This window comes from Pseudomonas sp. R3.Fl (assembly GCF_023516765.1).
Taxonomy (GTDB): domain Bacteria; phylum Pseudomonadota; class Gammaproteobacteria; order Pseudomonadales; family Pseudomonadaceae; genus Pseudomonas; species Pseudomonas citronellolis.
This window is the reverse complement of sequence record NZ_JAMGSO010000001.1, coordinates 3179363-3204873: the sequence shown is the minus strand read 5'-3', so window position 1 is coordinate 3204873 and position 25511 is coordinate 3179363. Positions and strand designations below refer to the sequence as shown.

Sequence of the window (25511 nt, the reverse complement as noted above, 5' to 3'; positions counted from 1 at the left end):
GCTACAGGGAGGCGAAGCCATGCGTGTGACCCTGCAACCCTCCGGCGCCCAGCTCGAACTGCGCCCGGGCGAGCGCATCCTCGACGGCGCGCGGCGCCTGGGCTACGACTGCCCGCAGAGCTGCCGCAACGGCAACTGCCACGTCTGCGCCGCGCTGCTGGTGGAAGGCAGCGTGCGCCAGGACGGCGAGGTGCGCGACCATGGCGAACTCTTCACCTGCCTGGCCGAGCCCCTGGAAGACTGCGTGCTGCACTGGGACGGCGTGCTCGCCCCCGGCGAGCTGCCGCTGCGCAAGCTGGCCTGCCAGTTGACCCTCTGCGAGGCGGTGGGCGGCGACGTCTGGCGCGTGCGCCTGCGCGCCCCGGCCGGCAAGCCGCCGCGCTACCACGCCGGGCAATACCTGCTGATCGAGCGCGAGGACGGCAACCACTCGGCCTTCTCCCTGGCCTCGGCGCCCCACGAGGGCCGCGACCTGGAACTGCACATCCTGGCGCGGGAGAACAGCGCCATCGAATTGCTCGGGCAACTGCAGCGCGAGCGCATCGCCCGCGTGCAGTTGCCCTTCGGCGACGCCCACCTGGCCGAGCTGCCCGAAGGCCCGCTGGTGCTGATCGCTGCCGGCACCGGCATGGCGCAGATGCACAGCCTGATCGAGCACTGCCGCGCCCAGGGCTTCGCCCACCCGGTGCACCTGTACTGGGGCGTGCGCCGGCCCGAGGACTTCTACGCGCTGCCGCACTGGGACGAATGGAAGGGCCTGGCCAACCTGCACCTGCACAAGGTGGTCAGCGACCTGTGCGGCTGGCAGGGCCGCTGCGGCCTGCTGCACGAGGCGGTGTGCGAGGACTTCCCCGACCTGGGCAGCCTGACCGTCTACGCCAGCGGCTCGCCGGCGATGGTCTACGCCACCCTCGACGCCCTGGTGGCCGCCGGCATGGACGCCCACCAGATGCGCGCCGACGTCTTCGCCTACGCGCCGCGCGATTAAGGCACACCCCTGTAGGAGCGGGCCCTGCCCGCGATTCGCGCGCAGGGCGCGCTCCTACATGGGGCACGGTGCTGGCCGGCGAGGCTTCTCGTAGGAGCGAGCTTGCTCGCGAACCGCATGGCACCGCGTTTGTTCGCGAGCAAGCTCGCTCCTACAAAAAACAGTTCGGCGCGGCCTTCAGGGAAATACCGTCGTAGGATGGCGTTGAGCGAAGCGATACCCATCACCGCGGCAGCATGGGTTTCGCACAGGCTCAACCCATCCTACGGGACTGCTCCCTCATGGGCCGGGTTTCGGGCCCACCCATCGCGGACGGAGTCCGCTCCTACGACGGTGTTTCCCCGGAGCGTAGGAGCGGACTCCGTCCGCGATTTCCGAGGAGAGTAGGGCGGACGCCCTACGGCAACGCCGACGGAAACTCCGCGGCAAGGGTTTGCGCCAGCCAATCGCCGAACCACTCGATATCGGCGCTGCTCGGCCCCGGGGGGATCAGCAGTTGGTAGCTCTCCAGGCGCACCTGGTTAGGCAGCGGCCGCACCAGCGCGCCGGATTCCAGCTCCTTGCGCACCAGCACGTCGTTGGCCAGGGCGATGCCGGCGCCGGCTTCGGCCATGGACAGCGCGTGGTCGTTGCTGACGTAGAGCACGTCGGGGCTGACGCGGATGTCCAGTTGGTTGGCGGCGAACCAGGCGTTCCACCATTCGCCGTCGTGGACGTGGATCAGATCGTGGCGCGCCAGCTCCTCGGCGCTGCCCAGCGGGCCGTGGGCCGCCAGGTAGGCCGGCGAGCACACCGGGAACACCTGCGGGTGCAGCAGCGTGGCCTGGCTCTGCGGATACTGGCCGGGCATGCCGTAGGCGATGCCCAGGTCGGCGCTGTTGCCGTCCACCTCGGTGAAGGTCGGGTTCGGTTCGATCGCCACCTTCAGCCCCGGGCGCTGCTGGCGCAGGGTTTCCAGGTGCGGCATCAGCCAGCGCTTGGCGAAGGCCGGCACCACCAGGATCTTCAGCCAGCGCGCCGAGCCGCCGGGCACCAGTTCGAGGCTGGCCTCGGCGATCTGCTGCAGGGCCGTGGATATCTTCGCGTAGTAGCGCTGCCCGGCTGGCGTCAGGCTGACCCCGCGCGGCGTGCGCTCCAGCAGCTGAACGCCCAGCCAGTCCTCCAGCAGGCGCACGTGGCGGCCGATGGCCGGCTGGGTGACGTGCAGCGCCCTGGAGGCGGCGACGTAGCTGCCCAGGCGCGCGGCCGCTTCGAAGGCGCGCACGGCGTTGAGCGGCGGCAAGCGGGGGAGTGACATGAGGGTGGGCCTCGTGCGTTGTTAAATTATTTAATATCGAATGTAAGAAAATTGAGCTTTTTGCTCAACCGCAATCTGGCCACACTCGGCCCCAGCAGCCTCACCATAAAACCAGCCGGTCACCGGCACACGCTGCAGCGCTTTCCCCATTCCTGCCACAACAAATACAAGCCTCCGCGCGCACCGCGCCAGCGGGGGAGGGAACCGGAGGTACATCCATGAGTGCCCTGCACAGCCTGCAGACGGCCGCCGTCTCCATCCGTTCGGTGCGCAAGGTCTACGGCGACCCCGACAGCGGCCCGGTGGCGCTGAAGAGCGTCGACCTGGACATCCGCGACAACGAATTCTTCACCCTGCTCGGCCCCTCCGGCTGCGGCAAGACCACCCTGCTGCGGATGATCGCCGGCTTCGAGTTCCCCACCGCCGGGGAAATCCTCCTCTACGGCGAGAACATCGCCGACCGCGCGCCCTACGATCGCCCGGTCAACACCGTGTTCCAGCACTACGCGCTGTTCCCGCACATGACCATCGCCGAAAACCTGGCCTTCGGCCTGGAATCGCACCCCATGGGCCAGCGTCTGGGCAAGGCGGCCGTCGCCGAGCGGGTGCGCGAGATGCTCGCCCTGGTGCAGATGGAGCGCTTCGCCGAGCGCCGCCCGACGCAGCTCTCCGGCGGCCAGCAACAGCGCGTGGCCCTGGCCCGCGCGCTGGCCCCGCACCCCAAGGTGCTGTTGCTCGACGAGCCGCTCTCGGCCCTGGACCTGAAGCTGCGCCAGGCCATGCGCGAGGAACTCAAGACGATCCAGGCCAAGACCGGGATCACCTTCATCTTCGTCACCCACGACCAGGAAGAAGCCCTGACCATGTCCGACCGCATCGCCGTGCTGGCCAATGGCGAAGTGCAGCAGGTCGGCCGGCCGACGGACATCTACGAGCAGCCGCGCAACCGCTTCGTCGCCGACTTCATCGGCGAGACCAACTTCCTCCCGGCGCAGGTCGCCGAGCTGGCCGGCGAGCAGGCGCTGTTCCGCATCCCCGGCGGCCAGACGCTGCGCGCGGCGGGCCGCGAGGGCCTGCGCGAAGGTGCCGAAGTGACCTTGTCGATCCGCCCCGAGCGCCTGCGCCTGGTCGGCGCCGACACCCCGGACGCCACGCCCTGCACCCTGGCCGAACAGGTCTACCTGGGCACCGACCTGCAGTACCAGGTGCAGCTGGCCGATGGCACCCGCCTGCGCGTGCGCACGCCCAACAGCGCCGGGCAGAGCCAGCGCTTCGCCGCCGGCGAACGCCTGGGCCTGCAGTTCGACCGCGACAGCGCCAGCGTGCTGCTGGACTGAGCCGAGGAACTCGCCATGACCATTCTCACCGTACGCCCCGGCAACGCCCTGGAGCGGCGCCGGGCCCTGGCCGGCCTGCTCGGCGTGTCGCCGGCGCTGCTGGCGATCGGCCTGTTCCTGGTGGTGCCGATCCTTATCGTCGGCGCCTACTCGCTGATGCAGGCCAACCCCTATGGCGGCGTCAATCACGTGTTCAGCAGCGACGCCTACGTCTCCCTGCTGTTCGAGCGCCAGTTGGACGACAGCCTGGCCTTCGCCGACTCTTACCTGATCATCGCCCTGCGCTCGCTGGGCATCGCCACGGCCACCACCGTCATCACCCTGCTGGTGGGCTTCCCGGTGGCGGTCTGGCTGGCCATGCAGCCGGCGCGCCGCCGCGGCCTGCTGATCTTCCTGATCACCGTGCCGTTCTGGGCCAACCTGCTGATCCGCACCTACGCCTGGATCCTGCTGCTGCGCGGCACCGGGGTGATCAACAACGGCCTCATGGGCCTGGGCCTGATCCACCAGCCGCTGCCGCTGCTCTACAACGACGGCGCGGTGCTGCTGGGCCTGGTCTACACCTACGCGCCCTTCGTGGTGCTGCCGATCTACTCGACCCTGGAGAAGATGGACATGCGTCTGCTGGAAGCCGCCCAGGACCTCTACGCCGGGCGCCTGCGCACCCTGCGCAAGGTGGTGCTGCCGATCGCCCGGCCGGGCATCCTGGCCGGCGCCATCCTCACCTTCGTGCCCTGCCTGGGCGCGATGATCGCTCCCGAGCTGCTCGGCGGCGGCACCAAGATGATGCTCGGCAACCTGATCTTCCGGCAGTTCGCCGACTCGCGTAACTGGCCCTTCGGCGCCGCCCTGTCGCTGGTGCTGATGGCGGCGGTGATGCTCGCCCTGACCTTCTACGCGATGCGCGCCGAGCGCCTGCGCGTAGCCCGGGGAGGTGTGTGATGCTCGCCCTGTTGCGCAAGCGCCGTCTCGGCGTGCAGGACTTCCCCGGCTTCGGCGGTTTCAGCCTGCTGTTCTACCTCTACCTGTACGCGCCCATCGTGGTGCTGGTGATCTACTCGTTCAACGCCAACCAGTCCGCCACCGTGTGGACCGGCTTCAGCCTCGACTGGTACCGCGCCGCCTTTGCCAACCAGGCGCTGCGCAGCGCCGCCGGCAACAGCCTGCTGATCGCCGTGTGCGCCAGCATGATCGCCACCGCGATCGCCACCCTGGCCGCGCTGGGCACCTCGCGCGGGGCCAAGTTCAAGGGCATGCGCCTGTCCATGGGCGCCATCATGCTGCCGCTGGTGCTGCCGGAGATCGTCGTCGGCGTGGCCACCCTGGCGCTGTTCTCCAGCCTCGGCGTGTCGCTGGGCTATGGCAACCTGATCATCGCCCACACGGTGTTCTGCATTCCCTTCGCCTATCTGCCGATCCGCGCCCGCCTGGAGGACATGGACCTGTCCCTGGAGCAGGCCGCCGCCGACCTCTACGCCGGGCCCTGGCGGACCTTCCGCAAGGTCACCCTGCCGCTGCTGATGCCGGGGATCTTCTCCGGGCTGATGCTGGCCTTCATCGTCTCGCTGGATAACTTCGTGATCTCGATGATGGTCTCCCAGGCCGGCACCACCACCTTGCCGATCTTCATCTTCGGCCTGCTGCGGATGGGCGTCACGCCCGACGTCAACGCGGTGTCGACGCTGATCCTCGGGGTTTCCGTGTTCTTCGTCAGCCTTTCCTTCCTGCTCGGCAAAGCCAAAGCCTGAGCGCCACGCCACAACCGGGAGTCAACATGAGCAAGTCGATCGCAGTCATCGCCGCCACCCTGTCGCTGAGCCTGGCCGGCGCGGCCCACGCCGCCGGACAGGTCAACGTCATCAGCTGGAGCGGCTACTTCTCGCCGCAGATCTTGGAGAAGTTCGAGAAGCAGACCGGCATCAAGGTCACGGTGGATTCCTATGATTCCAACGAGACCCTGCTGGCCAAGCTCAAGCAGGGCGGCAGCGGCTACGACGTGGCCATCCCCTCGCACCAGTTCGTGCCGATCCTGGTCCACGAGAACCTGCTGGAGCGCTTCGACCCGATCAAGCAGCCGTACTACGCGAACATCGAGGACAACCTGCAGAAACCCACCTGGGACCCGGAGGGCGGCTACTCGGTGCCCTTCATCTGGGGCACCACCAGCGTGGTCTACGACACCGCCACCTACAAGGGCCCGGCCGACAGCTATTCGCTGCTGTTCCAGCCGCCGCAGGAGCTGCAGGGCAAGATCAACATGCTCGACTCGGTCAACGAGGTGATGGACACCGCCAGCCTGTACCTGGGCGTGCCGCTGTGCAGCGAGGACCCGAAACAGGTGCAGCAGGTGCTGAACCTGCTCAAGGCGCAGAAGCCCTTCGTCAAGACGTACAGCTCCAAGGCCGGCTCGGTGCGCGAGAACCTCGCTTCCGGCGAGACCTCCATGTCGCTGTTCTGGGGCGGTTCGTCGCTGCGCGCCCGGGAGATGAAGCCTAGCCTGAAGTACCTCTACCCCAAGGAAGGCGTGATGGCCTGGGTGGACAACCTGGTGATCCCCAAGGGCAGCAAGAATCCTGACGCCGCCCGCCAGTTCATCGCCTTCATGAGCCAGCCGGAGAACTCGGCGATCACCCAGAACTTCCTCAAGCACCAGAGCCCGATCAAGGGCACCGACGCCTTCCTCGACCCGAGCCTGAAGGATGCGCCGGAGCTGCACATCCCCGAGGGCACCAAGGTGGTCTTCAGCCAGACCTGCGGCGAAGGCGCCATCCGCCTGGCCGACCGCCTGTGGACCAACCTGATGCGCTGACCGAAGGCGCTGGGCCCCCGCGTTCGCGGGGGTGACGGGGTGGGGCAGGGCGCCGCAAGGCGCCGTGGCTTCGCTCACCCCGTCGAAAGTCGCATCTGCACAAACATCGTTCCGTCATTCCCGCGAACGCGGGAGCCCAGAAAACAAAAGGCCGCGTCACATGAGCCAGAACCCGAATATCAGCCCCCTCGTCCAGCTCCAGGCCCACGAACTGGCGCAGCTCATCCGCCTGCGCCAGGTCTCCTGCCGCGAGGTGATGGGCGACTACCTGGCGCACATCGAGCGCTTCAACCCGGCGGTCAACGCCCTGGTCAGCCTGCAACCGGCCGAGGCGCTGCTGGCCCAGGCCGACGAGCGCGACGCAGAGTTGGCCCGCGGCGAATACCGCGGCTGGATGCACGGCCTGCCCCACGCCATCAAGGACCTGTCGCTGACCAAGGGCATCCGCACCACCCTGGGTTCGCCGCTGTACCGCGACTACGTACCCGAGCGCGACGGCATCATGGTCGAGCGCATCCGCGCCGCCGGCGCCATCCTCATCGGCAAGAGCAACACCCCGGAATTCGGCCTCGGCTCGCAGAGCTACAACCCACTGTTCGGCGCCACCGGCTGCGCCTACGACCCCAGCCGCACCGCCGGCGGCAGCAGCGGCGGCGCGGCGGCGGCCCTGGCCCTGCAACTGGTGCCGGTGGCCGACGGCAGCGACATGATGGGCTCGTTGCGCAACCCGGCGGCGTTCAACAACATCGTCGGCTTCCGCCCGTCCCAGGGCCGAGTGCCCTTCGACGACGCCGCCGACCTGTTCTTCGACCAGCTCGGCTACGAAGGCCCCATGGGCCGCAGCGTGCGCGACGTGGCCCTGCTGCTGTCGGTGCAGGCTGGCAGCGACGCCCGCGCGCCGCTGTCCATCGCCGAATCCGGCAAGGCCTTCGCCGGCCCGCTGGAGCGCGACTTCAAGGGCGCGCGCCTGGGCTGGCTGGGCGACCTCGGCGGCCACCTGGCCATGGAGCGCGGCGTGCTGGAACTGTGCCAGCGCTCGTTCGCCGACTTCCAGGCCATCGGCTGCGCGGTCGAATCCTGCGAGCTGGGCTTCTCCGCCGAACGCCTGTGGGACTGCTGGCGCACCCTGCGCCACTGGTTCGTCGCCGGCTCCCTCGGTGCCGCCTACGCCGACCCGGCCAAGCGCGAACTGCTCAAGCCGGAGGCGCACTGGGAAGTGGAGAACGGCCTGCGCCTGTCGGCCATGGACGTGTACCAGGCCACGGTGGCGCGCAGCGACTGGTACCGCGCCATCCAGCGCCTGTTCGAGCGCTACGACTACCTGCTGCTGCCCAGCGCCCAGGTGTTCCCCTTCGACAAGAACCTGCACTGGCCGAAGGAAGTCGCCGGCCGCGCCATGGACACCTACCACCGCTGGATGGAAGTGGTGATCCCCGCCACCCTGTCCGGCTGCCCTGTCGCCAACGTGCCGGTAGGCTTCAATGAACAGGGCCTGCCCATGGGCCTGCAGATCATCGGCCGGCACCAGGCCGACATGGCCGTGCTGCAACTGGCCCATGCCTACGAGCAGGCCACCCAATGGTACCGGCGCTGCCCGCCGCCGCTGCTGGCGCAGTGAGGCGCGCCGAAGAAGGAGGTTCGATGAACGTCAGCTTCTTCCAGGAACTGCTGCAGAGCATCAGCGAACGCGGCCGCCAGCTGCTGGAATCCCGCGAGCCGGCGCCGATCAGCGCCGCCTCGCTGGTGGAGGCCAGCCGCCGGCTGCTCTCCGGCCACGGCGAGGCTTCCGGCGTGGCCCTGGCGCGCCAGGTGCTGTGCGCCTACCGCGACTGCCCGGCGGAGCAGCAGAAAGCCTTCTTCGACAACCTGCTGAACGACTTCGCGCCGCCCCGCGAGGCCCTGGCCGAAGCCTGCCGGCGCTACCTGGAGAACCCCGGCGCCGAGCAGGTCACCGCGCTGTTCGAAGCCTGCGAGCCGCCGCGCCAGGAGCTGTTCCGCCGCCTCAACCAGGCGCCGGGCGGCACCGCCGAGCTGATCGCCATGCGCCGCCGGCTGCTGCAGGAGCTCAAGGCGCGGCCGCAACTGGCGGCGGTGGACCACGACCTGCAGCACCTGCTGGCCTCCTGGTTCAACCGTGGCTTCCTGGTGCTGCGGCGCATCGACTGGTCGACCCCGGCGGCGATCCTGGAAAAGATCATCCGCTACGAGGCGGTGCACGCCATCAAGGACTGGGACGACCTGCGCAGCCGCCTGCAACCGGCCGACCGCCGCTGCTTCGCGTTCTTCCACCCGGCCTTGCCGGAGGAGCCGCTGATCTTCGTCGAGGTGGCGCTGACCCGCCAGATGCCCGCCGCCATCGCGGAAATCCTCGAACAACCCGGCGAGGCCGCAGAAGCGCCGGACACCGCGGTGTTCTACTCCATCAGCAACTGCCAGGAGGGCCTGCGCGGCATCTCCTTCGGCAACTTCCTGATCAAGCAGGTGGTGGAGGAACTGGCCCGCGAAGTGCCGGGCCTCAAGCAGTACGTCACCCTCTCGCCGGTGCCCGGCTTCCGCCGCTGGCTGGACAGCCGCGCCGAAGAGCCTCAAGTCGCCGAATGCCTGAAGGCGCTCAAGCCCGACGCGCCGCCACCGCCGCGCCTGGAACAGCCGTTGCTGGCGCTGGCCGCCGAGTACTTCCTGCAGGCCAGGAACGCCCAGGGCCAGCCGCTGGACCCGGTGGCGCGCTTCCACCTGGGCAACGGCGCCCGCCTGGAACGCCTGAACTGGCGCGGCGACCTCTCCGCCGGCGGCCTGCGCCAGGCCGCCGGGCTGATGGTCAACTACCGCTACGAATTGCGTCAGATCGAGAAAAACCACGAAGCCTACGCCAACCAGGGCACGGTGATCGCCGCCAACGAGGTCAAGCGACATCTCGCCCCACCGGCCAAGCCACGCCGCTAGGAACCGCCATGAACCAGAGCCTTTTCGCCGCTGTCGGCGAGCACCTGCCCGAAGACCTGAACAAACCCTTCCTCCGCACCCCGGACGGCGGCGGCTACAGCTACGCCGAGATGCTGCGCAGCAGCGCGCAGTTCGCCCACGCCCTGGTGGAACTCGGCGTACAGCCGGGCGACCGCGTCGCCGTGCAGGTGGACAAGAGCCCCGAGGCGGTCATGCTCTACCTCAGCACCCTGCGCGCCGGCGCCGTCTACCTGCCACTGAACAGCGGCTACACCAGCGACGAGCTGAGCTATTTCCTGGGCGACGCCGAGCCTTCGCTGTTCGTCTGCACCCCGGCCTTCGAGGAGCAGGCCGGGGCGCTGGCGCAGCAATGCGGCGTGGCCCGCGTGGCGAGCCTCGGCCAGCGCTGCGAAGGCAGCCTGATGCCCCATGTGGAAGGCAAGCCGGGGCGCTTCCTGGACATCGAACGCAGCGCCGACGACCTCGCCGCCATCCTCTACACCTCCGGCACCACCGGGCGCTCCAAGGGCGCCATGATCAGCCACGGCAACCTGGTCTCCAACGCCCGCGCGCTGGTCGAGGCCTGGGCCATCAGCAGCGAGGACTGGCTGCTGCACGCGCTGCCGATCTTCCACATCCACGGCCTGTTCGTGGCCATCAACAGCCTACTGATGGCCGGCGGTTCGCTGCTCTACGTGGACAAGTTCGACGCCGCGCAGGTGTTGCGTCTGCTGCCGCAGGTGAACCTGCTGATGGGCGTACCGACCTTCTACACCCGTCTGCTCGACCAGGCCGGCCTGACCCGCGAGGCGGTGGCGCATATGCGCCTGTTCGTCTCCGGCTCCGCACCGCTCACCGCCGAGACGCACAAGGCCTTCCGCGAACGCACCGGAGTGGCGATCCTGGAGCGCTACGGCATGACCGAGACCGGCATGAACACCTCCAACCCGCTGAATGGCGAACGCATCGCCGGCACCGTCGGCTTCCCGCTGCCGGGCGTGGAACTGCGCATCACCGATCCGGGCGAGAAGGAAGCCAAGCTGCTGCCGCAAGGCGAGCCGGGGATGATCGAAGTGCGCGGCGCCAACGTGTTCCGCGGCTACTGGCGCATGCCCGAGAAGACTGCCGAGGAACTGCGTAGTGACGGCTTCTTCATGACCGGCGACATCGGCTTCATCGACGACAAGGGCTACGTGCAGATCGTCGGCCGCAGCAAGGACATGATCATCAGCGGCGGCTACAACGTGTACCCGAAGGAGCTGGAGCAACTCATCGACACCCTGCCGGGCGTGGCCGAATCGGCGGTGATAGGCGTACCGCACCGCGACTTCGGCGAAGGCGTGACGGCGGTGGTGGTGGCCAAGCCAGACGCGGTGCCGAGCGAGGCGGACATCCTGGCCGGCCTGGACGGTCATCTGGCGCGCTACAAGCAGCCCAAGCGGGTGGTGTTCGTGGACGCGCTGCCGCGCAATGTGATGGGCAAGGTGCAGAAGAACCAGCTGCGCGAGCGCTTCAAGCAGTTGTACGCCTGAACGTAGGGCGGATAACCGTTCGCGGTTATCCGCCGTTGGCCCCGGCGCGATAACGGCTTTTCGTAGGAGCGAGCTTGCTCGCGAACAGTGCTCGCCGGTGAGCTCGGTGTATTGGATGGACTCCGCAACCCTCTCCCCAGCCCTCTCCCTGAAGGGAGAGGGGGCTAGTCCGTGCCGAGAGAAGTAATGGTTTCAGCCGGAACCTGCCGGGCTAACCGGCTAACTCCAAAACACCCGCCTCTGCCCAACGGCCCCCTCTCCCTTCAGGGAGAGGGGGCTATCCGTGCCGCCGGTGGTTTTCCTGCCATCCGGCAACACCGGCCTGGCCGACGAGCGCCGAAATCACACTTCACACCGAACGGTCCCCTCTCCCTTCAGGGAGAGGGTTAGGGAGAGGGAGCGGACTCCCCCAAACACCATCACATCAGGCGCGCACCTGCACCACCACCTTCCCAACAGCCCTACGCTGCCCGAGATGGTTGATGGCCTCCCCAGCCTTCTCCAACGGATAAGTCTGCGAAACCAGCGGCTTCAACTTGCCCTCCGCGAACCACTGGAACAGCTGCTGGAAGTTCGCCGCATTGTCCTGCGGCTGGCGCTGGGCGAAGGCGCCCCAGAACACGCCCACCAGCGAGGCGCCCTTGAGCAGCGGCAGGTTGGCCGGCAGCGCGGGGATGGTGCCGCTGGCGAAGCCGACCACCAGCAGGCGGCCGTTCCAGGCGATGCTGCGGAAGGCTTCCTCGAACAGCTCGCCGCCCACCGGGTCGTAGATCACGTCCACGCCCTGGCCGCCGGTGATTTCCTTGAGCTTGTCCTTCAGGCTGCCTTCGCTGTAGTTGAGCAGCACGTCGGCGCCGGCGGCCTTGGCCACTTCCAGCTTGGCGTCGCTGCTGGCCGCGGCTATCACTTTCGCGCCCATGGCCTTGCCGATTTCCACCGCCGCCAGGCCGACGCCGCCGGAGGCGCCGAGCACCAGCAGGGTTTCGCCCGGCTGCAGGTTGCCGCGTTGCTTCAGCGCGTGCATCGAGGTGCCGTAGGTCATGCCAAAGGCGGCGGCGGTGGTGAAGTCCATGCCCGCCGGAATTGGCATCACGTTATAGGCGCCCACCGCCACCTGCTCGGCGAAGCTGCCCCAGCCGGTCAGGGCGATGACGCGGTCGCCGGGCTTCACGTGGGAAACCTTCTCGCCCACCGCCGCGACCACGCCGGCGGCCTCGCCGCCCGGGGCGAAGGGGAAGGGCGGCTTGAACTGGTACTTGCCCTCGATGATCAGGGTGTCGGGGAAGTTCACTCCGGCGGCGTGGACGTCCAGCAGTACTTCGTTCTTCTTCGGCTCGGGGCTGGCGACTTCTTCCAGCACCAGGGTTTCGGCGGGGCCGAAGGCTTTGCACAGCAAGGCTTTCATCGGAGGTACTCCTTTCGTGTAATGCCCGGCAGTGTAGGAGTGGCGGGGCGGGGGGCAAATCAGTATGGTCCCGGCTTATGCCCGTGCATAACCGCCGGGCTTGGGCCGCGCGCCCGGTATGGCTATGCTTGCCGGCATCGTGCATGGAGAAGTCGCCTTGAAAGCCCTGATCGCCCTGTCGCTGGCCCTGTTCCTCAGCCCCCTGATGGCTTCCGAGGAGGCCAAGCCGGAAGACGCCAACAAACCGCTGTTCGTCGACCTCACCCCGGCCCTGGTGGGCAACTACGGCAGCGGGCCGAAACTGAAGTACTACAAGGCCGACATCGCCCTGAAGGTCACCGGCAAGGAGGCCGAGGAGAAGGTCGAGCACCACGAGCCGCTGATCCGCAACCAGCTGATCATGCTGTTCGCCCAGCAGACCGACGAAACCCTCGGCAGCGTCGAGGCCAAGGAGAAACTGCGCCAGGAGGCGCTCAAGCAGGTACAGACGGTCCTCAAAGAAGAGGAAGGGAAGCCGCTGGTGGACGATCTGCTGTTCAACAACCTGATCGTGCAGCCCTGACAAGGCACAGGTCTCGCGCGTTTTCGCCCGCTATCCAGGTCTTTTCGGGCGGCTCTGACCTGTATCAAGGCCTTTTCCCCTCCCTTCGCTGAAGATCCCTACAAGATCGCTCAGATGAGCGCTGACCAGGGGGTACGATGAAGGGAAATTCGAAACGCTGGCTGTTCCGTGGCGGCGTGCTCGCGGCCTGTGCCGTGGTCGCCGCGCTGGCCTGGCAGACGCTCAAGCCCAACGGCCTGGGCGAAGGCTTCGCCAGCGGCAACGGGCGCATCGAGGCCACCGAGGTGGACGTGGCCACCAAGCTGCCCGGCCGCGTGGCCGAGATCAAGGTGGACGAGGGCGACTTCGTCAAGACCGGCGAAGTGGTCGCGCGCATGGACACCCAGGTGCTGGAAGCGCAGCTGGCCCAGGCCCAGGCCGAGGTGCGCCGGGCGCAGAATGCCAAGCTCACCGCCGAATCCGTGGTGACCCAGCGCAACAGCGAGAAGAGCACCGCCGAGGCGGTGGTGGCCCAGCGCCAGGCCGAACTCACCGCCGCGCAGAAGCGTTTCACCCGCACCGAGCAGTTGGTCAAGCGCAACGCCCTGCCGCAACAGCAGCTGGACGACGACCGCGCCGTGCTGCAGAGCGCCCAGGCCGCGCTGTCCGCCGCGCGTTCCCAGGTGATCTCGGCCCAGGCCGCCATCGAGGCCGGGCGTTCCCAGGTGATCGAGGCGCAATCGGCCATCGAGGCGGCCACCGCCAGCGTCGCCCGGTTGCAGGCCGACATCGACGACAGCCTGCTGCGCGCTCCCCGCGACGGCCGCGTGCAGTACCGCGTGGCGCAGCCCGGCGAGGTGCTGGCCGCCGGCGGCAAGCTGCTCAACATGGTCGACCTGACCGACGTCTACATGACCTTCTTCCTGCCCTCGGCCCAGGCCGGCCGCGTGGCCCTCGGCCAGGAGGTGCACCTGGTGATAGACGCGGTGCCGCAGTACGTGATCCCGGCCAAGGTCTCCTACGTCGCCAGCGTCGCCCAGTTCACGCCCAAGACCGTGGAAACCGCCAACGAGCGCGAGAAGCTGATGTTCCGGGTCAAGGCGCGCCTGGACCCGGCGCTGCTGGAGAAGTACATCACCTACGTGAAGACCGGCGTGCCCGGCATGGCTTACCTGCGCCTGGACCCTGAAGCGCAATGGCCGGACAACCTGCAGATCAAGGTCCCGCAATGAGCGTCCCGCACGCCGCGGTGGCCAGCCTGGCCGGCGTGTCGCTGCGCTACGGGCAGACCCGCGCGGTGGACGACGTGAGCCTGGACATCCCGGCCAACCGCATGGTCGGCCTGATCGGCCCGGACGGCGTCGGCAAGTCCAGCCTGCTGGCGCTGATCGCCGGCGCGCGCAAGCTGCAGGACGGCCAGGTGCACGTGCTCGGCGGCGACATGCGCGACGCCCGCCACCGCCGCGCGGTCTGCCCGCGCATCGCCTACATGCCCCAGGGCCTGGGCAAGAACCTCTACCCGACGCTCTCGGTGTTCGAGAACGTCGACTTCTTCGGCCGCCTGTTCGGCCACGACAAGGCCGAGCGCGAGCGGCGCATCGCCGACCTGCTGCACAGCACGGGCCTTGCGCCCTTCGCCGAGCGCCCGGCGGGCAAGCTCTCCGGCGGCATGAAGCAGAAGCTCGGGCTGTGCTGCGCGCTGATCCACGACCCCGACCTGCTGATCCTCGACGAGCCCACCACCGGCGTCGACCCGCTGTCGCGCAACCAGTTCTGGGAGCTGATCGGGCGCATCCGCGCCGGCCGCCAGGGCATGAGCGTGCTGGTGGCCACCGCCTACATGGAGGAGGCCGAGCGCTTCGATACCCTGGTGGCGATGGACGAGGGCAAGGTGCTGGCCACCGGCACCCCGGCCGAGCTGCGCGAGCACACCGGCACGCAAAGCCTGGAAGCGGCCTTCGTCGCGCTGTTGCCCGAGCGCAAGCGCGCCGGCCACCATCAACTGGTGATCCCGCCACGCCAGCACAGCGAGGGCGCGCCGCAGATCGCCATCGAGGCCGAGGGGCTGACCTGCCGCTTCGGCGACTTCGTCGCGGTGGACCACGTCAGCTTCCGCATCGAGCGCGGGGAAATCTTCGGCTTCCTCGGCTCCAACGGCTGCGGCAAGTCCACCACCATGAAGATGCTCACCGGCCTGCTGCCGGCCAGCGAGGGCAGCTGCGCGCTGTTCGGCCAGCCGGTGAACGCCAAGGACATGGCCACGCGCCGCCGCGTGGGCTACATGTCCCAGGCCTTCTCGCTGTACGCCGAGCTGACGGTGCTGCAGAACCTGGAACTGCACGCCAAGCTGTTCCACCTGCCGAGCGAGCAGATAGGCCCGCGGGTGGAGGAGATGCTCGCGCGCTTCGACCTCGGCAAGGTCCGCGACGAACTGCCCGACAGCCTGCCGCTGGGCATCCGCCAGCGCCTGTCGCTGGCCGTGGCGGTGATCCACAAGCCGGAAATCCTCATCCTCGACGAGCCCACCTCGGGCGTCGACCCGGTGGCCCGCGACGGCTTCTGGCAGCTGATGGTCGAGCTGTCGCGGCGCGACGGGGTGACCATCTTCATCTCCACCCACTTCATGAACGAGGCCCAGCGCTGCGACCGCATCTCGCTGATGCACGCCGGCAAGGTGCTGGACAGCGACACCCCGCAGGGCCTGATCGACAAGCGCGGCCTGCCGACCCTGGAGGCGACCTTCATCGCCTACCTGGAGGAGGCCGCCGGCAGCGCTGCGCCGCCGCCCGAGCCGCAGGCGCTGGCCAGCACCGTCGACGAACAGGCGCCGCACAAGCCGCAGCGCCAACGTTTCAGCCCGCTGCGCCTGTTCAGCTATGCGCGGCGCGAATCCATGGAACTGCGCCGCGATCCCATCCGCCTGACCCTGGCGCTGCTGGGCACGGCGCTGCTGATGTTCATCATCGGCTACGGCATCAACATGGACGTCGAGGACCTGTCCTACGCCGTGCTCGACCGCGACCAGACCACCACCAGCCAGGCCTACGCGCTGAACATCGCCGGCTCGCGCTACTTCGTCGAGCACCCGGCGATCCGCGACCCCGACGACCTCGACCGGCGCCTGCGCAGCGGTGAGCTGAGCCTGGCGCTGGAGATCCCGCCGCACTTCGGCCGCGACCTCAAGCGCGGCGACGACCCGGCCATCGGCGTGTGGATCGACGGCGCCATGCCCACCCGCGCCAACACCGTGCAGGGCTACGTGCAGGGCCTGCACAGCAGCTACCTGGCCGAGCTGGCCCGGCAGAGCGGCAACGCCGAGGCCAGCGCGGCGGCCAGCACCGAGGTGCGCTACCGCTACAACCCCGACGTGGAGAGCCTCAAGGCCATGGTCCCGGCGGTGATCCCGCTGCTGCTGATCATGATCCCGGCGATGCTCACCGCCCTGGGCGTGGTGCGCGAGAAGGAACTGGGCTCGATCACCAACCTCTACGTCACCCCGGTGACGCGCCTGGAGTTCCTGCTCGGCAAGCAGTTGCCCTATATCGGCATGGGCATGGTCAACTTCGTGCTGATGCTGGCCATGGCGGTGCTGCTGTTCCGCGTGCCGCTCAAGGGCAGCCTGCTGGCGCTGAGCCTCGGCGCGCTGCTGTACGTGATCACCAGCACCGGCCTCGGCCTGCTGCTGTCGACCTTCATGAAGAGCCAGATCGCCGCGGTGTTCGGCACCGCCATCGCCACCATGATCCCGGCCATCCAGTTCGCCGGGCTGATCCACCCGGTGTCCTCGCTTGAGGGCGCGGCGGCGCTGATCGGCAGGCTCTACCCGACCTCGCACTTCCTGATCATCAGCCGCGGCACCTTCTCCAAGGCCCTGGGCCTGAGCGACCTGTGGCTCTACTACCTGCCGCTGCTGGCGGCCATCGGCGTGCTGACGCTGCTCAGCGTGCTCCTGTTGAAGAAGCAGGAGGACTGAGCGATGAAGAAACTGGCGAACATCTTCAACCTGGGCGTCAAGGAATTCCGCAGCCTCGGCCGCGACTACGCGATGCTGATCCTGATCGCCTGGGCCTTCACCCTGGGCGTCTACAGCTCCGCCACCGGCGTGCCGGAAACCCTGCACCACGCCCCCATCGCGGTGGTCGACGAGGACCAGTCGCAGCTCTCCTCGCGCATCATCAACGCCTTCCAGGCACCGTACTTCCGCACGCCGGAAATGATCGGCCACGCGCAGATGGACCGCGGCATGGACACCGGCCTGTACACCTTCACCCTGGACATCCCGCCGGACTTCCAGCGCGACGTGCTGGCCGGCCGCCAACCGGCGGTGCAGGTCAACGTCGACGCCACCCAGACCGCCCAGGCCTTCTCTGGCGCCGGCTACATCCAGAACATCATCGCCACCGAGGTGCGCGAGTTCGTCAGCCGTTACCGCAGCGAGCCGGGCATGCCGGCGGAGCTGGCGGTACGCATGGAGTTCAACCCGAACCTGACCCAGGCCTGGTTCGGCGCGGTGATGGAGGTGATCAACCAGATCACCATGCTGTCGATCATCCTCACCGGCGCGGCGCTGATCCGCGAGCGCGAGCACGGCACCGTCGAGCACCTGCTGGTGATGCCGCTGACCGCCTTCGAGATCATGCTGGCCAAGGTCTGGTCGATGGGCGTGGTGGTGCTGGCGGCGGCCGCGCTGTCGCTGCAGCTGGTGGTGCGCGGCTGGCTGGACGTGCCGATCAGCGGCTCGCTGGCGCTGTTCCTGCTGGGCGCGGCGCTGCACCTGTTCGCCACCACCTCGATGGGCATCTTCCTCGGCACCGTGGCGCGCTCGATGCCGCAGCTGGGGCTGTTGGTGATCCTCACGCTGATGCCGCTGCAGATCCTCTCCGGCGGCACCACGCCGCGCGAGAGCATGCCGGAGCTGGTGCAGAACATCATGCTGTTCGCCCCGACCACGCACTTCGTCAGCCTGGCCCAGGCCATCCTGTTCCGCGGCGCCGGGCTGGCCATCGTCTGGCCGCAGTTGCTGGCGATCATTGGTATTGGCGCGGCGTTCTTCTGTGGGGCGTTGTGGCGGTTCCGCAGGACTATTTCGCAGATGGCTTGATGCTCGTGAACGGGTGTCTGCCGGTTGGTGCGGTGTATTGGATGGACTCCGTAGCCCTCTCCCCAGCCCTCGGCTGCGCGCCCCGCCCTGAAGGGAGAGGGGGCTAGTCCGTGCCGAGAAAGGTGATGGTGTCAGCCGGAAACCGCTGGTGCTGCCGGCTGACTCAGGAATACCCAAGCGCTCCGAACGGTCCCCTCTCCCTTCAGGGAGAGGGTTAGGGAGAGGGCGCTCTTCGGGATGAACACCAAGCGGTCACCGGCAAACACTGTTCGCGAGCAAGAACTAGGCGTCCCCCTCGCTCCTACGAAGAGCATCCCCAGCGAGCCATCATCCCCAATCCACCCGACAACCGGCCTGCGTCCTAGCGTCGCGCCAACCCAAGAATGATCTTCCACTGTTCCTCGCTCACCGGCATCACCGACAAACGGCTGCCGCGCTGCACCAGGGCCAGCTCCTCCAGCCCAGCAGCGGCGCGGATGGCAGCCAGCGGCAGCACTTCCCTGAACGCCTCCACGAAGCTCACGTCCCGCGCGCTCCAGGGGTTCTTCTCGGCGCTGGCCTTGGCGTCGTGGTAGGGGCTCTGCGGGTCCAGCGCCGTGGGATCGGGGTAGGCCTCGCCCTCGATGCGGGCGATGCCGGCCACGCCCGGCTGCGGGCAGCTGGAGTGGTAGAAGAAGAACAGGTCGCCGGGCTGCATGCTGCGCACGAAGTTGCGTGCCTGGTAGTTGCGCACGCCATCCCAGCGCGCCTTGCCCAGGCGCTGCAGGTCATGGATCGACAGTTCGTCGGGTTCGGATTTCATCAGCCAGTGCGGCATGACTCTTGCTCCAGTTTCGCCGTTTTTGTGGGAAGCGACTGACTCCGACGACTGGACCAGGCATGGAATTGCGAGACGCTTTCCATTGTCGGAGAATGCCGCCGTTTTTCAGCTTGGCACGCGCCGGACGGACCAAAAACCACCGCCGGCCATCGTTGACAGTTTGCCTGGAAGGGGGAGGCAATCGATGAAGCGTAAGCCCGATCTGTTGTGGGTGCTGGTGATTCTTTTCGGCCTGGGCGTTGTCACCACCGGTTACACCCAGAGCCTGTGGGATCGCCAGGGCGAGGTCCCGGTCCAGGTGACCAAACAGCCCTGATCCACCCCGCCTGGCGCCGCAGGGAACGCGGCGCCTATGCGAGCGCGCCGTACCAGCCGGCGTCGCTGACGATGCCCTGCAGCGGCACATCCCAGCTGGCCAGGTCCAGCCTGTCCACCTTCTGGCATTCGTGCGCCAGGCCCAAAAGTGTCGGTTTGCGCCAGATTTTGCGCCTGCCCAGGTACGCCAGGGTGCGGTCGTAGAAACCCTTGCCCATCCCCAGGCGCCCACCCCGTTCGTCGAAACCCACCAGCGGCAGCAGCACCAGGTCCAGCGCCCAGGGCTCGCGTTGGCGGCCGCGGTCCGGCAGCGGCTCGGCGATGCCGTAGCGGTTTTTCCGCCAGCGCTCGCCGTTGCCGATGCGCTGGAAGGTCATGTGGGTGTGCGGCCAGCGGCTGAGCACCGGCAGGTAGGTGGCCTTGCCGCGTTTCTGCGCGGCCTTGAGCAGCGGGCGCGGGTCGATCTCGCCGTCGGCGGGCAGGTACAGGGCGATGTGGCGGGCGCGGCGGAACAGCGGGTGTTGCGCCATGCGGCGTTGCAGGTCGCGGGCGGCCTGGCGTTGCTGTTGCGCGCTGAGCTTGCGGCGGGCCTGGCGCAGCAGGCGGCGCAGGGCGGCGCGGGAAAGGTCTTGGGCGTGGATCATGGTAGGAGGAAAGCTCCCCGGACATGCCGCTGTCGGGTTAGCCCTTGAACCCGAAAGTTCAAGGTGGCGGTTGCAGTAGGCTTTAAGGCTTTCCGTCGTGCGGACATGCACACCAGCCCAACTGGCAACCTCCGTTGTTGCGATTATCGGCTCAGGGACATCACCGACTGGCCAACACACCAGGGAGCGTGGCCAGTATACCCCAGGGTTTTCTCCGGGGTCAGTCTTCCCGCCCGGGCTGATCGGTGGTAAGGGCGCGGTCCACGCGCTCGAGCAGTTCGCGCACGCGTTCGCGGGTGCTGCTGTGCTCGTTGTCCATGCGCTCCTGCTTGTGCAGCAGGTCGTGGGTGATGTTCAGCGCGGCCATCACGGCGACGCGGTCGGCGCCGATGACCTTCCCGCTCGAGCGGATCTCGCGCATCTTGCTGTCCAGGTAGCGCGCGGCGCTTTCCAGGTTGACGCGCTCCTCGGCGGGGCACGTGATGCAGTATTCCTTGTCGAGAATCTGCACGTTCAGGGTGTTCGTCTGGCTCATGAGTCCTGCTCCAGGGCTTTCAGGCGCAAAATCATCGCTTCGACCTTGTGGCGCGCCAATTCGTTCTTCTCGATCAGATGAGCGCGCTCTTCGCGCCAGCTCTTCTCGTTGGCCCGCAGCAGCCGGTTCTCCGCCTTGAGCTGTTCCAGGCGCTGGAGCAGGAGGTCGAATTTGGCGATCAGCGTTTGCAGGTCGGCGTCTTCCATGGGCTCTCGCTTGGGCAAGGGGATGACCGGAAACTATACAAGGTGCGGCACCGCACGGCTCTGCCCGACATGCCATCGCATGGTCTGAGCGCGCCCGGCGGTGCTAGGATAGCCACTCTCATTCTATGCATAGCGCCTGGTGGCGCCTAGCGTCGATATTCAGGTCCCGCGCATGTCCACAGTAAATTCCGCCTACACCGCTTTCGCCAACCTGCTCGCCGAGGCGGCTCTGCCGATCTCTCCGGCGGAACTGCACGGCCACCTGCTCGGGCGCGTCTGCGCCGGCGCCGGCTTCGACCAGGGCGAGTGGCTGCAGGCCGCCGCCGAACTGCTCGGCGGCGAACTCAGCGAACGCCTGCAGGCGGCCCTGGGCGGCCTGCTGGGCATGGTCCAGCAGGACCTGAGCGCCGGCGAGATGGCCGTGGTGCTGATGCTGCCCAACGACGACGCCCCGCTGGCCGAGCGCGCCCAGGCCCTGGGCCAGTGGTGCCAGGGCTTCCTCGCCGGCTTCGGCCTGGCGCTGCGCCAGGCCAGCCTGTCCGACGAGGCCGACGAAGTGCTCCAGGACATCGCCGCCATCGCCCAGGTCCAGGGCCAGCTGGAAGAGTCCGAGGACGGCGAGACGGACTACATGGAAGTCCAGGAATACCTGCGGGTCGCCCCGCTGCTGCTGTTCTCCGAATTCGGCAAGGTGCCGGCGCCGGCCGACAAACCCTCCCTGCACTGAGGTAGCTGCATGATCCGTATCGCCAAACCGGAATACGCCCGTCGGCGCAAGGCGCTGATGGCGCAGATGGAGCCCAACAGCATCGCCATCCTGCCCGCGGCGCCGATGTACATCCGCAACCGCGACGTCGAGCACGTCTACCGCCAGGACAGCGACTTCCAGTACCTCACCGGCTTCCCCGAGCCGGAAGCGGTGATGGTGCTGATCCCCGGCCGCGAGCACGGTGAATACGTACTGTTCTGCCGCGAGCGCGACCCCGAGCGCGAACTCTGGGACGGCCTGCGCGCCGGCCAGGACGGCGCGATCAGGGACTTCGGCGCCGACGACGCCTTCCCCATCGGCGACATCGACGACATCCTCCCCGGCCTGATCGAGGGCCGCGACCGCGTCTACTACGCGCTGGGCGCCAACCCCGAGTTCGACCGCCGGCTGATGGACTGGATCAACGTGATCCGCTCCAAGGCCCGCCAGGGTGCGCAGCCGCCGAACGAGTTCGTCGCCCTCGACCACCTGCTGCACGACCTGCGCCTGTACAAGAGCGCCGGCGAAGTGAAGGTGATGCGCTACGCCGCCGAGGTTTCCTGCGGCGCCCACATCCGCGCCATGCAGGCCTGCCGGCCGGGGCTGTACGAATACCACCTGGAGGCGGAGCTGGAATACGCCTTCCGCCTGGGCGGGGCGAAGATGCCGGCCTACGGCTCGATCGTCGCCACCGGGCGCAATGCCTGCATCCTGCACTACCGGGAGAACGACGCGCAGATCAAGGACGGCGACCTGATCCTGATCGACGCCGGCTGCGAGATCGACTGCTACGCCAGCGACATCACCCGCACCTTCCCGGCCAACGGCGTGTTCAGCCCCGAGCAGAAGGCCATCTACGAGCTGGTGCTGGAGGCCAACATGGCCGCCTTCGACTACATCGCCCCCGGCCGCCACTGGAACGAAGCCCACGAGGCCACCGTGCGCGTCATCACCGCCGGCCTGGTGAAGCTCGGCCTGCTCGAGGGCGACGTCGACGAACTGATCGCCAGCGAAGCCTACAAGGCCTTCTACATGCACCGCGCCGGCCACTGGCTGGGCATGGACGTGCACGACGTCGGCGAATACCGCGTCGGCGGCGAATGGCGCGTGCTCGAGCCGGGCATGTCGATGACCGTCGAGCCGGGCATCTACATCGCGCCGGACAACACCGACGTGCCGAAGAAATGGCGTGGCATCGGCGTGCGCATCGAGGACGACGTGGTGGTGACCAGGAACGGCTGCGAAGTGCTGACCAACGGCGTGCCCAAAACCGTCGCCGCCATCGAGGCGCTGATGGCCGAAGCAAAGGCCCAGGCGGCCTGAGATGCAACGTGCGAACCTGGCGATCATCGGCGGCGGCCTGGTCGGCGCCAGCCTGGCGCTGATCCTGCAGGCCGGCGCCCGCGAGCGCGGCTGGCGCATCGTGCTCATCGAGCCGTTCGCCCCCGGCGACGCCTACCAGCCCAGCTATGACGCCCGTTCCTCGGCGCTGTCCTTCGGCAGCCGGCAGATCTACGAACGCCTCCGCCTGTGGCAGCGCATCGCCCAGCGCGGCGAGCCGATCAGCCAGATCCACGTGTCCGACCGCGGGCGCTTCGGTTCCGCGCGCCTGACTGCAATGGAGGAGGGCGTGCCGGCGCTGGGCTACGTGGTGGAGAACGCCTGGCTCGGCCAGTGCCTGTGGCAGGCCCTGGACCACGAGGTGGTGAGCTGGCGCTGCCCGGCCGAGGTGCGCCGCATGCAGGCGCTGGACGACGGCTACCGGCTGACCCTGGACGACGACTCGATCCTGGATTGCGACCTCGCCGTGCTCGCCGACGGCGGCCGTTCCGGCCTGCGCGAGCAGCTGGGTATCGGCGTGCGCGAGACGCCCTACGGGCAGACCGCGCTGATCGCCAACGTCAGCCCCAGCGAGGAACACCGCGGCCAGGCCTTCGAACGCTTCACCGAACACGGGCCCATGGCCCTGCTGCCGCTGCCGGACAACCGCTGCGCACTGGTCTGGACGCGCCCGCCGCGCGATGCCGAGCGCCTGCGCGAGCTGCCCGAGCGGCAGTTCCTCGACGAGTTGCAGGCAGCCTTCGGCTACCGCCTGGGCGGCTTCCTCCAGGTCGGCGCGCGCTATTGCTACCCGCTGACCCTCAGTGAGGCCGAGGAGCAGGTGCGCCCGCACCTGGTGGTGCTCGGCAACGCCGCGCACAGCCTGCATCCCATCGCCGGGCAGGGCTTCAACCTGTCGCTGCGCGATGCCCAGGCCCTGGCCGACCAGTTGCTCGGCGCCGACGCCGCACCCGGCGACTTCGCCGTGCTGCAGCGCTACCTGGAAGGCCAGCGCCTGGACCAGCAGATGACCGTCGGCTTCTCCGACCGCGTCACCCGCCTGTTCTCCAACGCCCAGCCGCTGCTGGCCACCGGGCGCAACCTGGGCCTGCTCGGCCTCGACCTGCTGCCGCCGGCCAAGCGCTGGTTCGCCCGCCAGGCCATGGGCCTGGGCGCGCGGCCGGTCTAGGGAGCGGCGATGTCCTCAGGCAAGATGGCCCGCCGCGCCCGCCTGCTGCGCTTCGGCCTCAACCTCTACCCGCCCTACATCGGCGCCGGGGTACGGGTGCGCCACATCGCCCCGGATTTTCGCGAGGTGCGGGTGAAGATGGTGCTGTCCTGGTTCAACCGCAACTACGTCGGCACCCAGTTCGGCGGCAGCCTGTACAGCATGACCGACCCCTTCTTCATGCTCATGCTGATGGAGAACCTGGGGCGCGACTACATCGTCTGGGACAAGGCCGCCAACATCGAATTCATCACCCCGGGCAAGGGGCCGGTGTACGCCGAGTTCCGCATCGACCAGCAGCTGCTGGACGAAGTCCGGGCGCAGACCGCCGACGGCGGCAAGTCCCTGCCCAAGCTGCACGCCGAGGTGCGCGACGGCGAGGGCACGCTGGTCGCGCGGGTGCAGAAGACCCTCTACATCAGGCTCAAGCCGCGCCTGCGCAAGGCCTGCTGACGACATGGAAAAAGGAATGCAGATGCACGCGGATCTGGTGATTGTCGGGGCGGGGATGGTCGGCAGCGCGCTGGCCCTGGCGTTGCAGGGTAGCGGCCTGGAAATCCTCCTGCTCGACGGCTCGCCGCTGAGCGTGAAGCCCTTCGACCGCGCGGCGCGCTTCGAGCCGCGGGTCAGCGCCCTGTCCGAGGCCAGCCGGCGCATCCTCCAGCGCCTGCATGCCTGGGACGGCATAGTCGCGCGGCGCGCCGAGCCCTACCGCGAGATGCACGTGTGGGACGGCTCCGGCACCGGCCAGGTGCACTTCAGCGCGGCCAGCGTGCACGCCGAGGTGCTCGGCCACATCGTCGAGAACCGCGTGGTGCAGGATGCCCTGCTGGAGCGCCTGCACGACACCACCCTCGGCCTGCTGCCCGGCGCGCGCCTGGAGCAACTGCGCCACTCCGGCGACGACTGGCTGCTGACCCTGGCCGACGGCCGGCAGATCCGCACGCCGCTGGTGGTCGCCGCCGACGGCGCCAACTCCGCCGTGCGCCGCCTGGCCGGCTGCGCCACCCGCGAGTGGGACTACCTGCACCATGCCATCGTCACCAGCGTGCGCTGCGAGAAACCGCACCAGGCCACCGCCTGGCAGCGCTTCACCGACGACGGCCCGCTGGCCTTCCTGCCGCTGTCCCGCGAGGGCGACAGGCACTGGTGCTCGATCGTCTGGTCGACCACCCCGGAACAGGCCGAACGCCTGATGGCGCTGGACGACGACGGCTTCCGCGAAGCCCTCGGCCGGGCCTTCGAGCATTGCCTGGGCGGCATCGAGCAGGTCGACCCGCGCCTGTGCATCCCGCTGCGCCAGCGCCACGCCAAGCGCTACGTGGAGCCGGGGCTGGCGCTGATCGGCGACGCCGCGCACACCATCCACCCGCTGGCCGGGCAGGGCGTCAACCTGGGCTTCCTCGACGCCGCGGTGCTGGCCGAGGTGCTGATGCACGCCCACGCCCGTGGCGAGCGCATCGCCGACGAGCGCGTGCTGAGCCGCTTCGAGCGCCGGCGGATGCCGCACAACCTGGCGATGATGGCGGCGATGGAGGGCTTCCAGCGTCTGTTCCAGGCCGACCCGCTGCCGGTGCGCTGGCTGCGCAACGCCGGCCTGCGCCTGGTCGACCGTCACCACGAGGCCAAGGGGCTGTTCGTCCGCCAGGCGCTGGGGCTCTCCGGCGACCTGCCGACGCTGGCGCGGGTCTGAGGCGCCGCGACCCCGTGTCGCGGCGTGGTGAAACACCCGGTCACAAAGG

24 protein-coding genes and 1 other RNA gene are annotated in these 25511 nt (G+C 68.4%); 18 read left to right on the top strand and 7 right to left on the bottom strand.

The genetic code is table 11. From position 1 onward, the window contains the following. Window positions 1-19 precede the first annotated feature (19 nt). Window positions 20-988: a CDP-6-deoxy-delta-3,4-glucoseen reductase gene (locus M8R19_RS14125; protein WP_024128814.1), complete on the top strand. Its 969-nt coding sequence runs from the start codon at window positions 20-22 to the stop codon at window positions 986-988. Between the two features lie 397 nt (window positions 989-1385). Here M8R19_RS14125 and M8R19_RS14120 read toward each other — a convergent pair whose 3' ends face one another. After that, window positions 1386-2285 (bottom strand): LysR substrate-binding domain-containing protein, encoded by a 900-nt coding sequence (locus M8R19_RS14120; protein WP_249918103.1) that lies wholly within the window; start codon window positions 2283-2285, stop codon window positions 1386-1388. Between the two features lie 218 nt (window positions 2286-2503). On the opposite strand from M8R19_RS14120, the gene M8R19_RS14115 reads away from it, so the two are divergent. The 7 genes from M8R19_RS14115 (at window position 2504) to M8R19_RS14085 (ending at window position 10906) form a co-directional block, all read left to right on the top strand. Further along, the gene (locus tag M8R19_RS14115) at window positions 2504-3622 is read left to right on the top strand and encodes an ABC transporter ATP-binding protein (protein ID WP_249918102.1); all 1119 of its coding nucleotides are present in this window, start codon (window positions 2504-2506) and stop codon (window positions 3620-3622) included. 15 nt (window positions 3623-3637) lie between these two features. Continuing rightward, window positions 3638-4564: an ABC transporter permease gene (locus M8R19_RS14110; protein ID WP_249918101.1), complete on the top strand. Its 927-nt coding sequence runs from the start codon at window positions 3638-3640 to the stop codon at window positions 4562-4564. Further along, window positions 4564-5370, top strand: coding sequence for an ABC transporter permease (locus M8R19_RS14105; protein WP_249918100.1), 807 nt, complete (start codon window positions 4564-4566; stop codon window positions 5368-5370). The genes M8R19_RS14110 and M8R19_RS14105 overlap by 1 nt, the downstream gene beginning before the upstream one ends. 26 nt (window positions 5371-5396) lie before the next feature. Continuing rightward, window positions 5397-6431, top strand: coding sequence for an ABC transporter substrate-binding protein (locus M8R19_RS14100; RefSeq protein ID WP_249918099.1), 1035 nt, complete (start codon window positions 5397-5399; stop codon window positions 6429-6431). A 160-nt stretch (window positions 6432-6591) separates the two neighbouring features. Then, window positions 6592-8049 carry an amidase gene (locus M8R19_RS14095; RefSeq protein ID WP_249918098.1) on the top strand — a complete coding sequence of 486 codons (1458 nt, stop codon included), beginning with the start codon at window positions 6592-6594 and terminating at the stop codon, window positions 8047-8049. Between the two features lie 23 nt (window positions 8050-8072). Then, window positions 8073-9374: a malonyl-CoA decarboxylase gene (locus M8R19_RS14090; RefSeq protein ID WP_249918097.1), complete on the top strand. Its 1302-nt coding sequence runs from the start codon at window positions 8073-8075 to the stop codon at window positions 9372-9374. An 8-nt stretch (window positions 9375-9382) separates the two neighbouring features. Then, entirely contained in the window at window positions 9383-10906 is a 1524-nt protein-coding gene (locus M8R19_RS14085; RefSeq protein WP_249918096.1) for a malonate--CoA ligase, read from the top strand. A 424-nt stretch (window positions 10907-11330) separates the two neighbouring features. Here M8R19_RS14085 and M8R19_RS14080 read toward each other — a convergent pair whose 3' ends face one another. After that, window positions 11331-12311: an NADPH:quinone oxidoreductase family protein gene (locus M8R19_RS14080; RefSeq protein WP_249918095.1), complete on the bottom strand. Its 981-nt coding sequence runs from the start codon at window positions 12309-12311 to the stop codon at window positions 11331-11333. A gap of 157 nt (window positions 12312-12468) precedes the next feature. Here M8R19_RS14080 and M8R19_RS14075 point away from each other — a divergent pair, with 157 nt between their 5' ends. From M8R19_RS14075 to M8R19_RS14060, 4 genes are all read left to right on the top strand, one after another. Beyond that, the gene (locus M8R19_RS14075) at window positions 12469-12873 is read left to right on the top strand and encodes a flagellar basal body-associated protein FliL (RefSeq protein ID WP_058072639.1); all 405 of its coding nucleotides are present in this window, start codon (window positions 12469-12471) and stop codon (window positions 12871-12873) included. A gap of 137 nt (window positions 12874-13010) precedes the next feature. Further along, window positions 13011-14084 (top strand): HlyD family secretion protein, encoded by a 1074-nt coding sequence (locus M8R19_RS14070; protein ID WP_249918094.1) that lies wholly within the window; start codon window positions 13011-13013, stop codon window positions 14082-14084. Then, the gene (gene rbbA / locus M8R19_RS14065) at window positions 14081-16825 is read left to right on the top strand and encodes a ribosome-associated ATPase/putative transporter RbbA (protein WP_249918093.1); all 2745 of its coding nucleotides are present in this window, start codon (window positions 14081-14083) and stop codon (window positions 16823-16825) included. The genes M8R19_RS14070 and rbbA overlap by 4 nt, the downstream gene beginning before the upstream one ends. Window positions 16826-16828: 3 nt before the next feature. After that, complete coding sequence (locus M8R19_RS14060; protein ID WP_074977977.1) at window positions 16829-17953, top strand: ABC transporter permease; 1125 nt, start codon at window positions 16829-16831, stop codon at window positions 17951-17953. A 361-nt stretch (window positions 17954-18314) separates the two neighbouring features. Here the strand turns inward: M8R19_RS14060 and M8R19_RS14055 are convergent, their stop codons facing one another. After that, on the bottom strand, window positions 18315-18770 hold the full coding sequence (locus M8R19_RS14055) for an EVE domain-containing protein (RefSeq protein WP_058072643.1): 456 nt from the start codon (window positions 18768-18770) through the stop codon (window positions 18315-18317). Between the two features lie 187 nt (window positions 18771-18957). Here M8R19_RS14055 and M8R19_RS33190 point away from each other — a divergent pair, with 187 nt between their 5' ends. Beyond that, entirely contained in the window at window positions 18958-19089 is a 132-nt protein-coding gene (locus M8R19_RS33190) for a hypothetical protein (protein ID WP_009615095.1), read from the top strand. A gap of 34 nt (window positions 19090-19123) precedes the next feature. On the opposite strand, the gene M8R19_RS14050 is transcribed toward M8R19_RS33190, so the two are convergent. The 4 genes from M8R19_RS14050 to M8R19_RS14035 all read right to left on the bottom strand — a co-directional run bounded on the left by M8R19_RS14050 (window position 19124) and on the right by M8R19_RS14035 (window position 20473). Then, complete coding sequence (locus M8R19_RS14050) at window positions 19124-19732, bottom strand: 5-formyltetrahydrofolate cyclo-ligase (RefSeq protein ID WP_249918092.1); 609 nt, start codon at window positions 19730-19732, stop codon at window positions 19124-19126. A 10-nt stretch (window positions 19733-19742) separates the two neighbouring features. Then, window positions 19743-19921, bottom strand: a non-coding RNA gene (ssrS, locus tag M8R19_RS14045) — 6S RNA. 31 nt (window positions 19922-19952) lie between these two features. After that, the gene (locus M8R19_RS14040) at window positions 19953-20267 is read right to left on the bottom strand and encodes a cell division protein ZapA (RefSeq protein ID WP_009615099.1); all 315 of its coding nucleotides are present in this window, start codon (window positions 20265-20267) and stop codon (window positions 19953-19955) included. Further along, complete coding sequence (locus tag M8R19_RS14035) at window positions 20264-20473, bottom strand: TIGR02449 family protein (protein ID WP_009615100.1); 210 nt, start codon at window positions 20471-20473, stop codon at window positions 20264-20266. The genes M8R19_RS14040 and M8R19_RS14035 overlap by 4 nt, the downstream gene beginning before the upstream one ends. A gap of 172 nt (window positions 20474-20645) precedes the next feature. On the opposite strand from M8R19_RS14035, the gene M8R19_RS14030 reads away from it, so the two are divergent. From M8R19_RS14030 to M8R19_RS14010, 5 genes are read left to right on the top strand one after another with little or no spacing between them, the layout of a single operon-like run. Then, on the top strand, window positions 20646-21200 hold the full coding sequence (locus tag M8R19_RS14030; RefSeq protein ID WP_109935059.1) for a UPF0149 family protein: 555 nt from the start codon (window positions 20646-20648) through the stop codon (window positions 21198-21200). A 9-nt stretch (window positions 21201-21209) separates the two neighbouring features. After that, on the top strand, window positions 21210-22544 hold the full coding sequence (pepP, locus tag M8R19_RS14025) for a Xaa-Pro aminopeptidase (RefSeq protein ID WP_249918091.1): 1335 nt from the start codon (window positions 21210-21212) through the stop codon (window positions 22542-22544). Between the two features lies 1 nt (window position 22545). Next, the gene (gene ubiH / locus M8R19_RS14020) at window positions 22546-23730 is read left to right on the top strand and encodes a 2-octaprenyl-6-methoxyphenyl hydroxylase (RefSeq protein WP_249918090.1); all 1185 of its coding nucleotides are present in this window, start codon (window positions 22546-22548) and stop codon (window positions 23728-23730) included. A 9-nt stretch (window positions 23731-23739) separates the two neighbouring features. Beyond that, entirely contained in the window at window positions 23740-24222 is a 483-nt protein-coding gene (locus M8R19_RS14015; protein WP_249918089.1) for a DUF4442 domain-containing protein, read from the top strand. A 22-nt stretch (window positions 24223-24244) separates the two neighbouring features. Then, window positions 24245-25462 carry a 2-octaprenyl-3-methyl-6-methoxy-1,4-benzoquinol hydroxylase gene (locus M8R19_RS14010; RefSeq protein ID WP_249918088.1) on the top strand — a complete coding sequence of 406 codons (1218 nt, stop codon included), beginning with the start codon at window positions 24245-24247 and terminating at the stop codon, window positions 25460-25462. Window positions 25463-25511 lie beyond the last annotated feature (49 nt).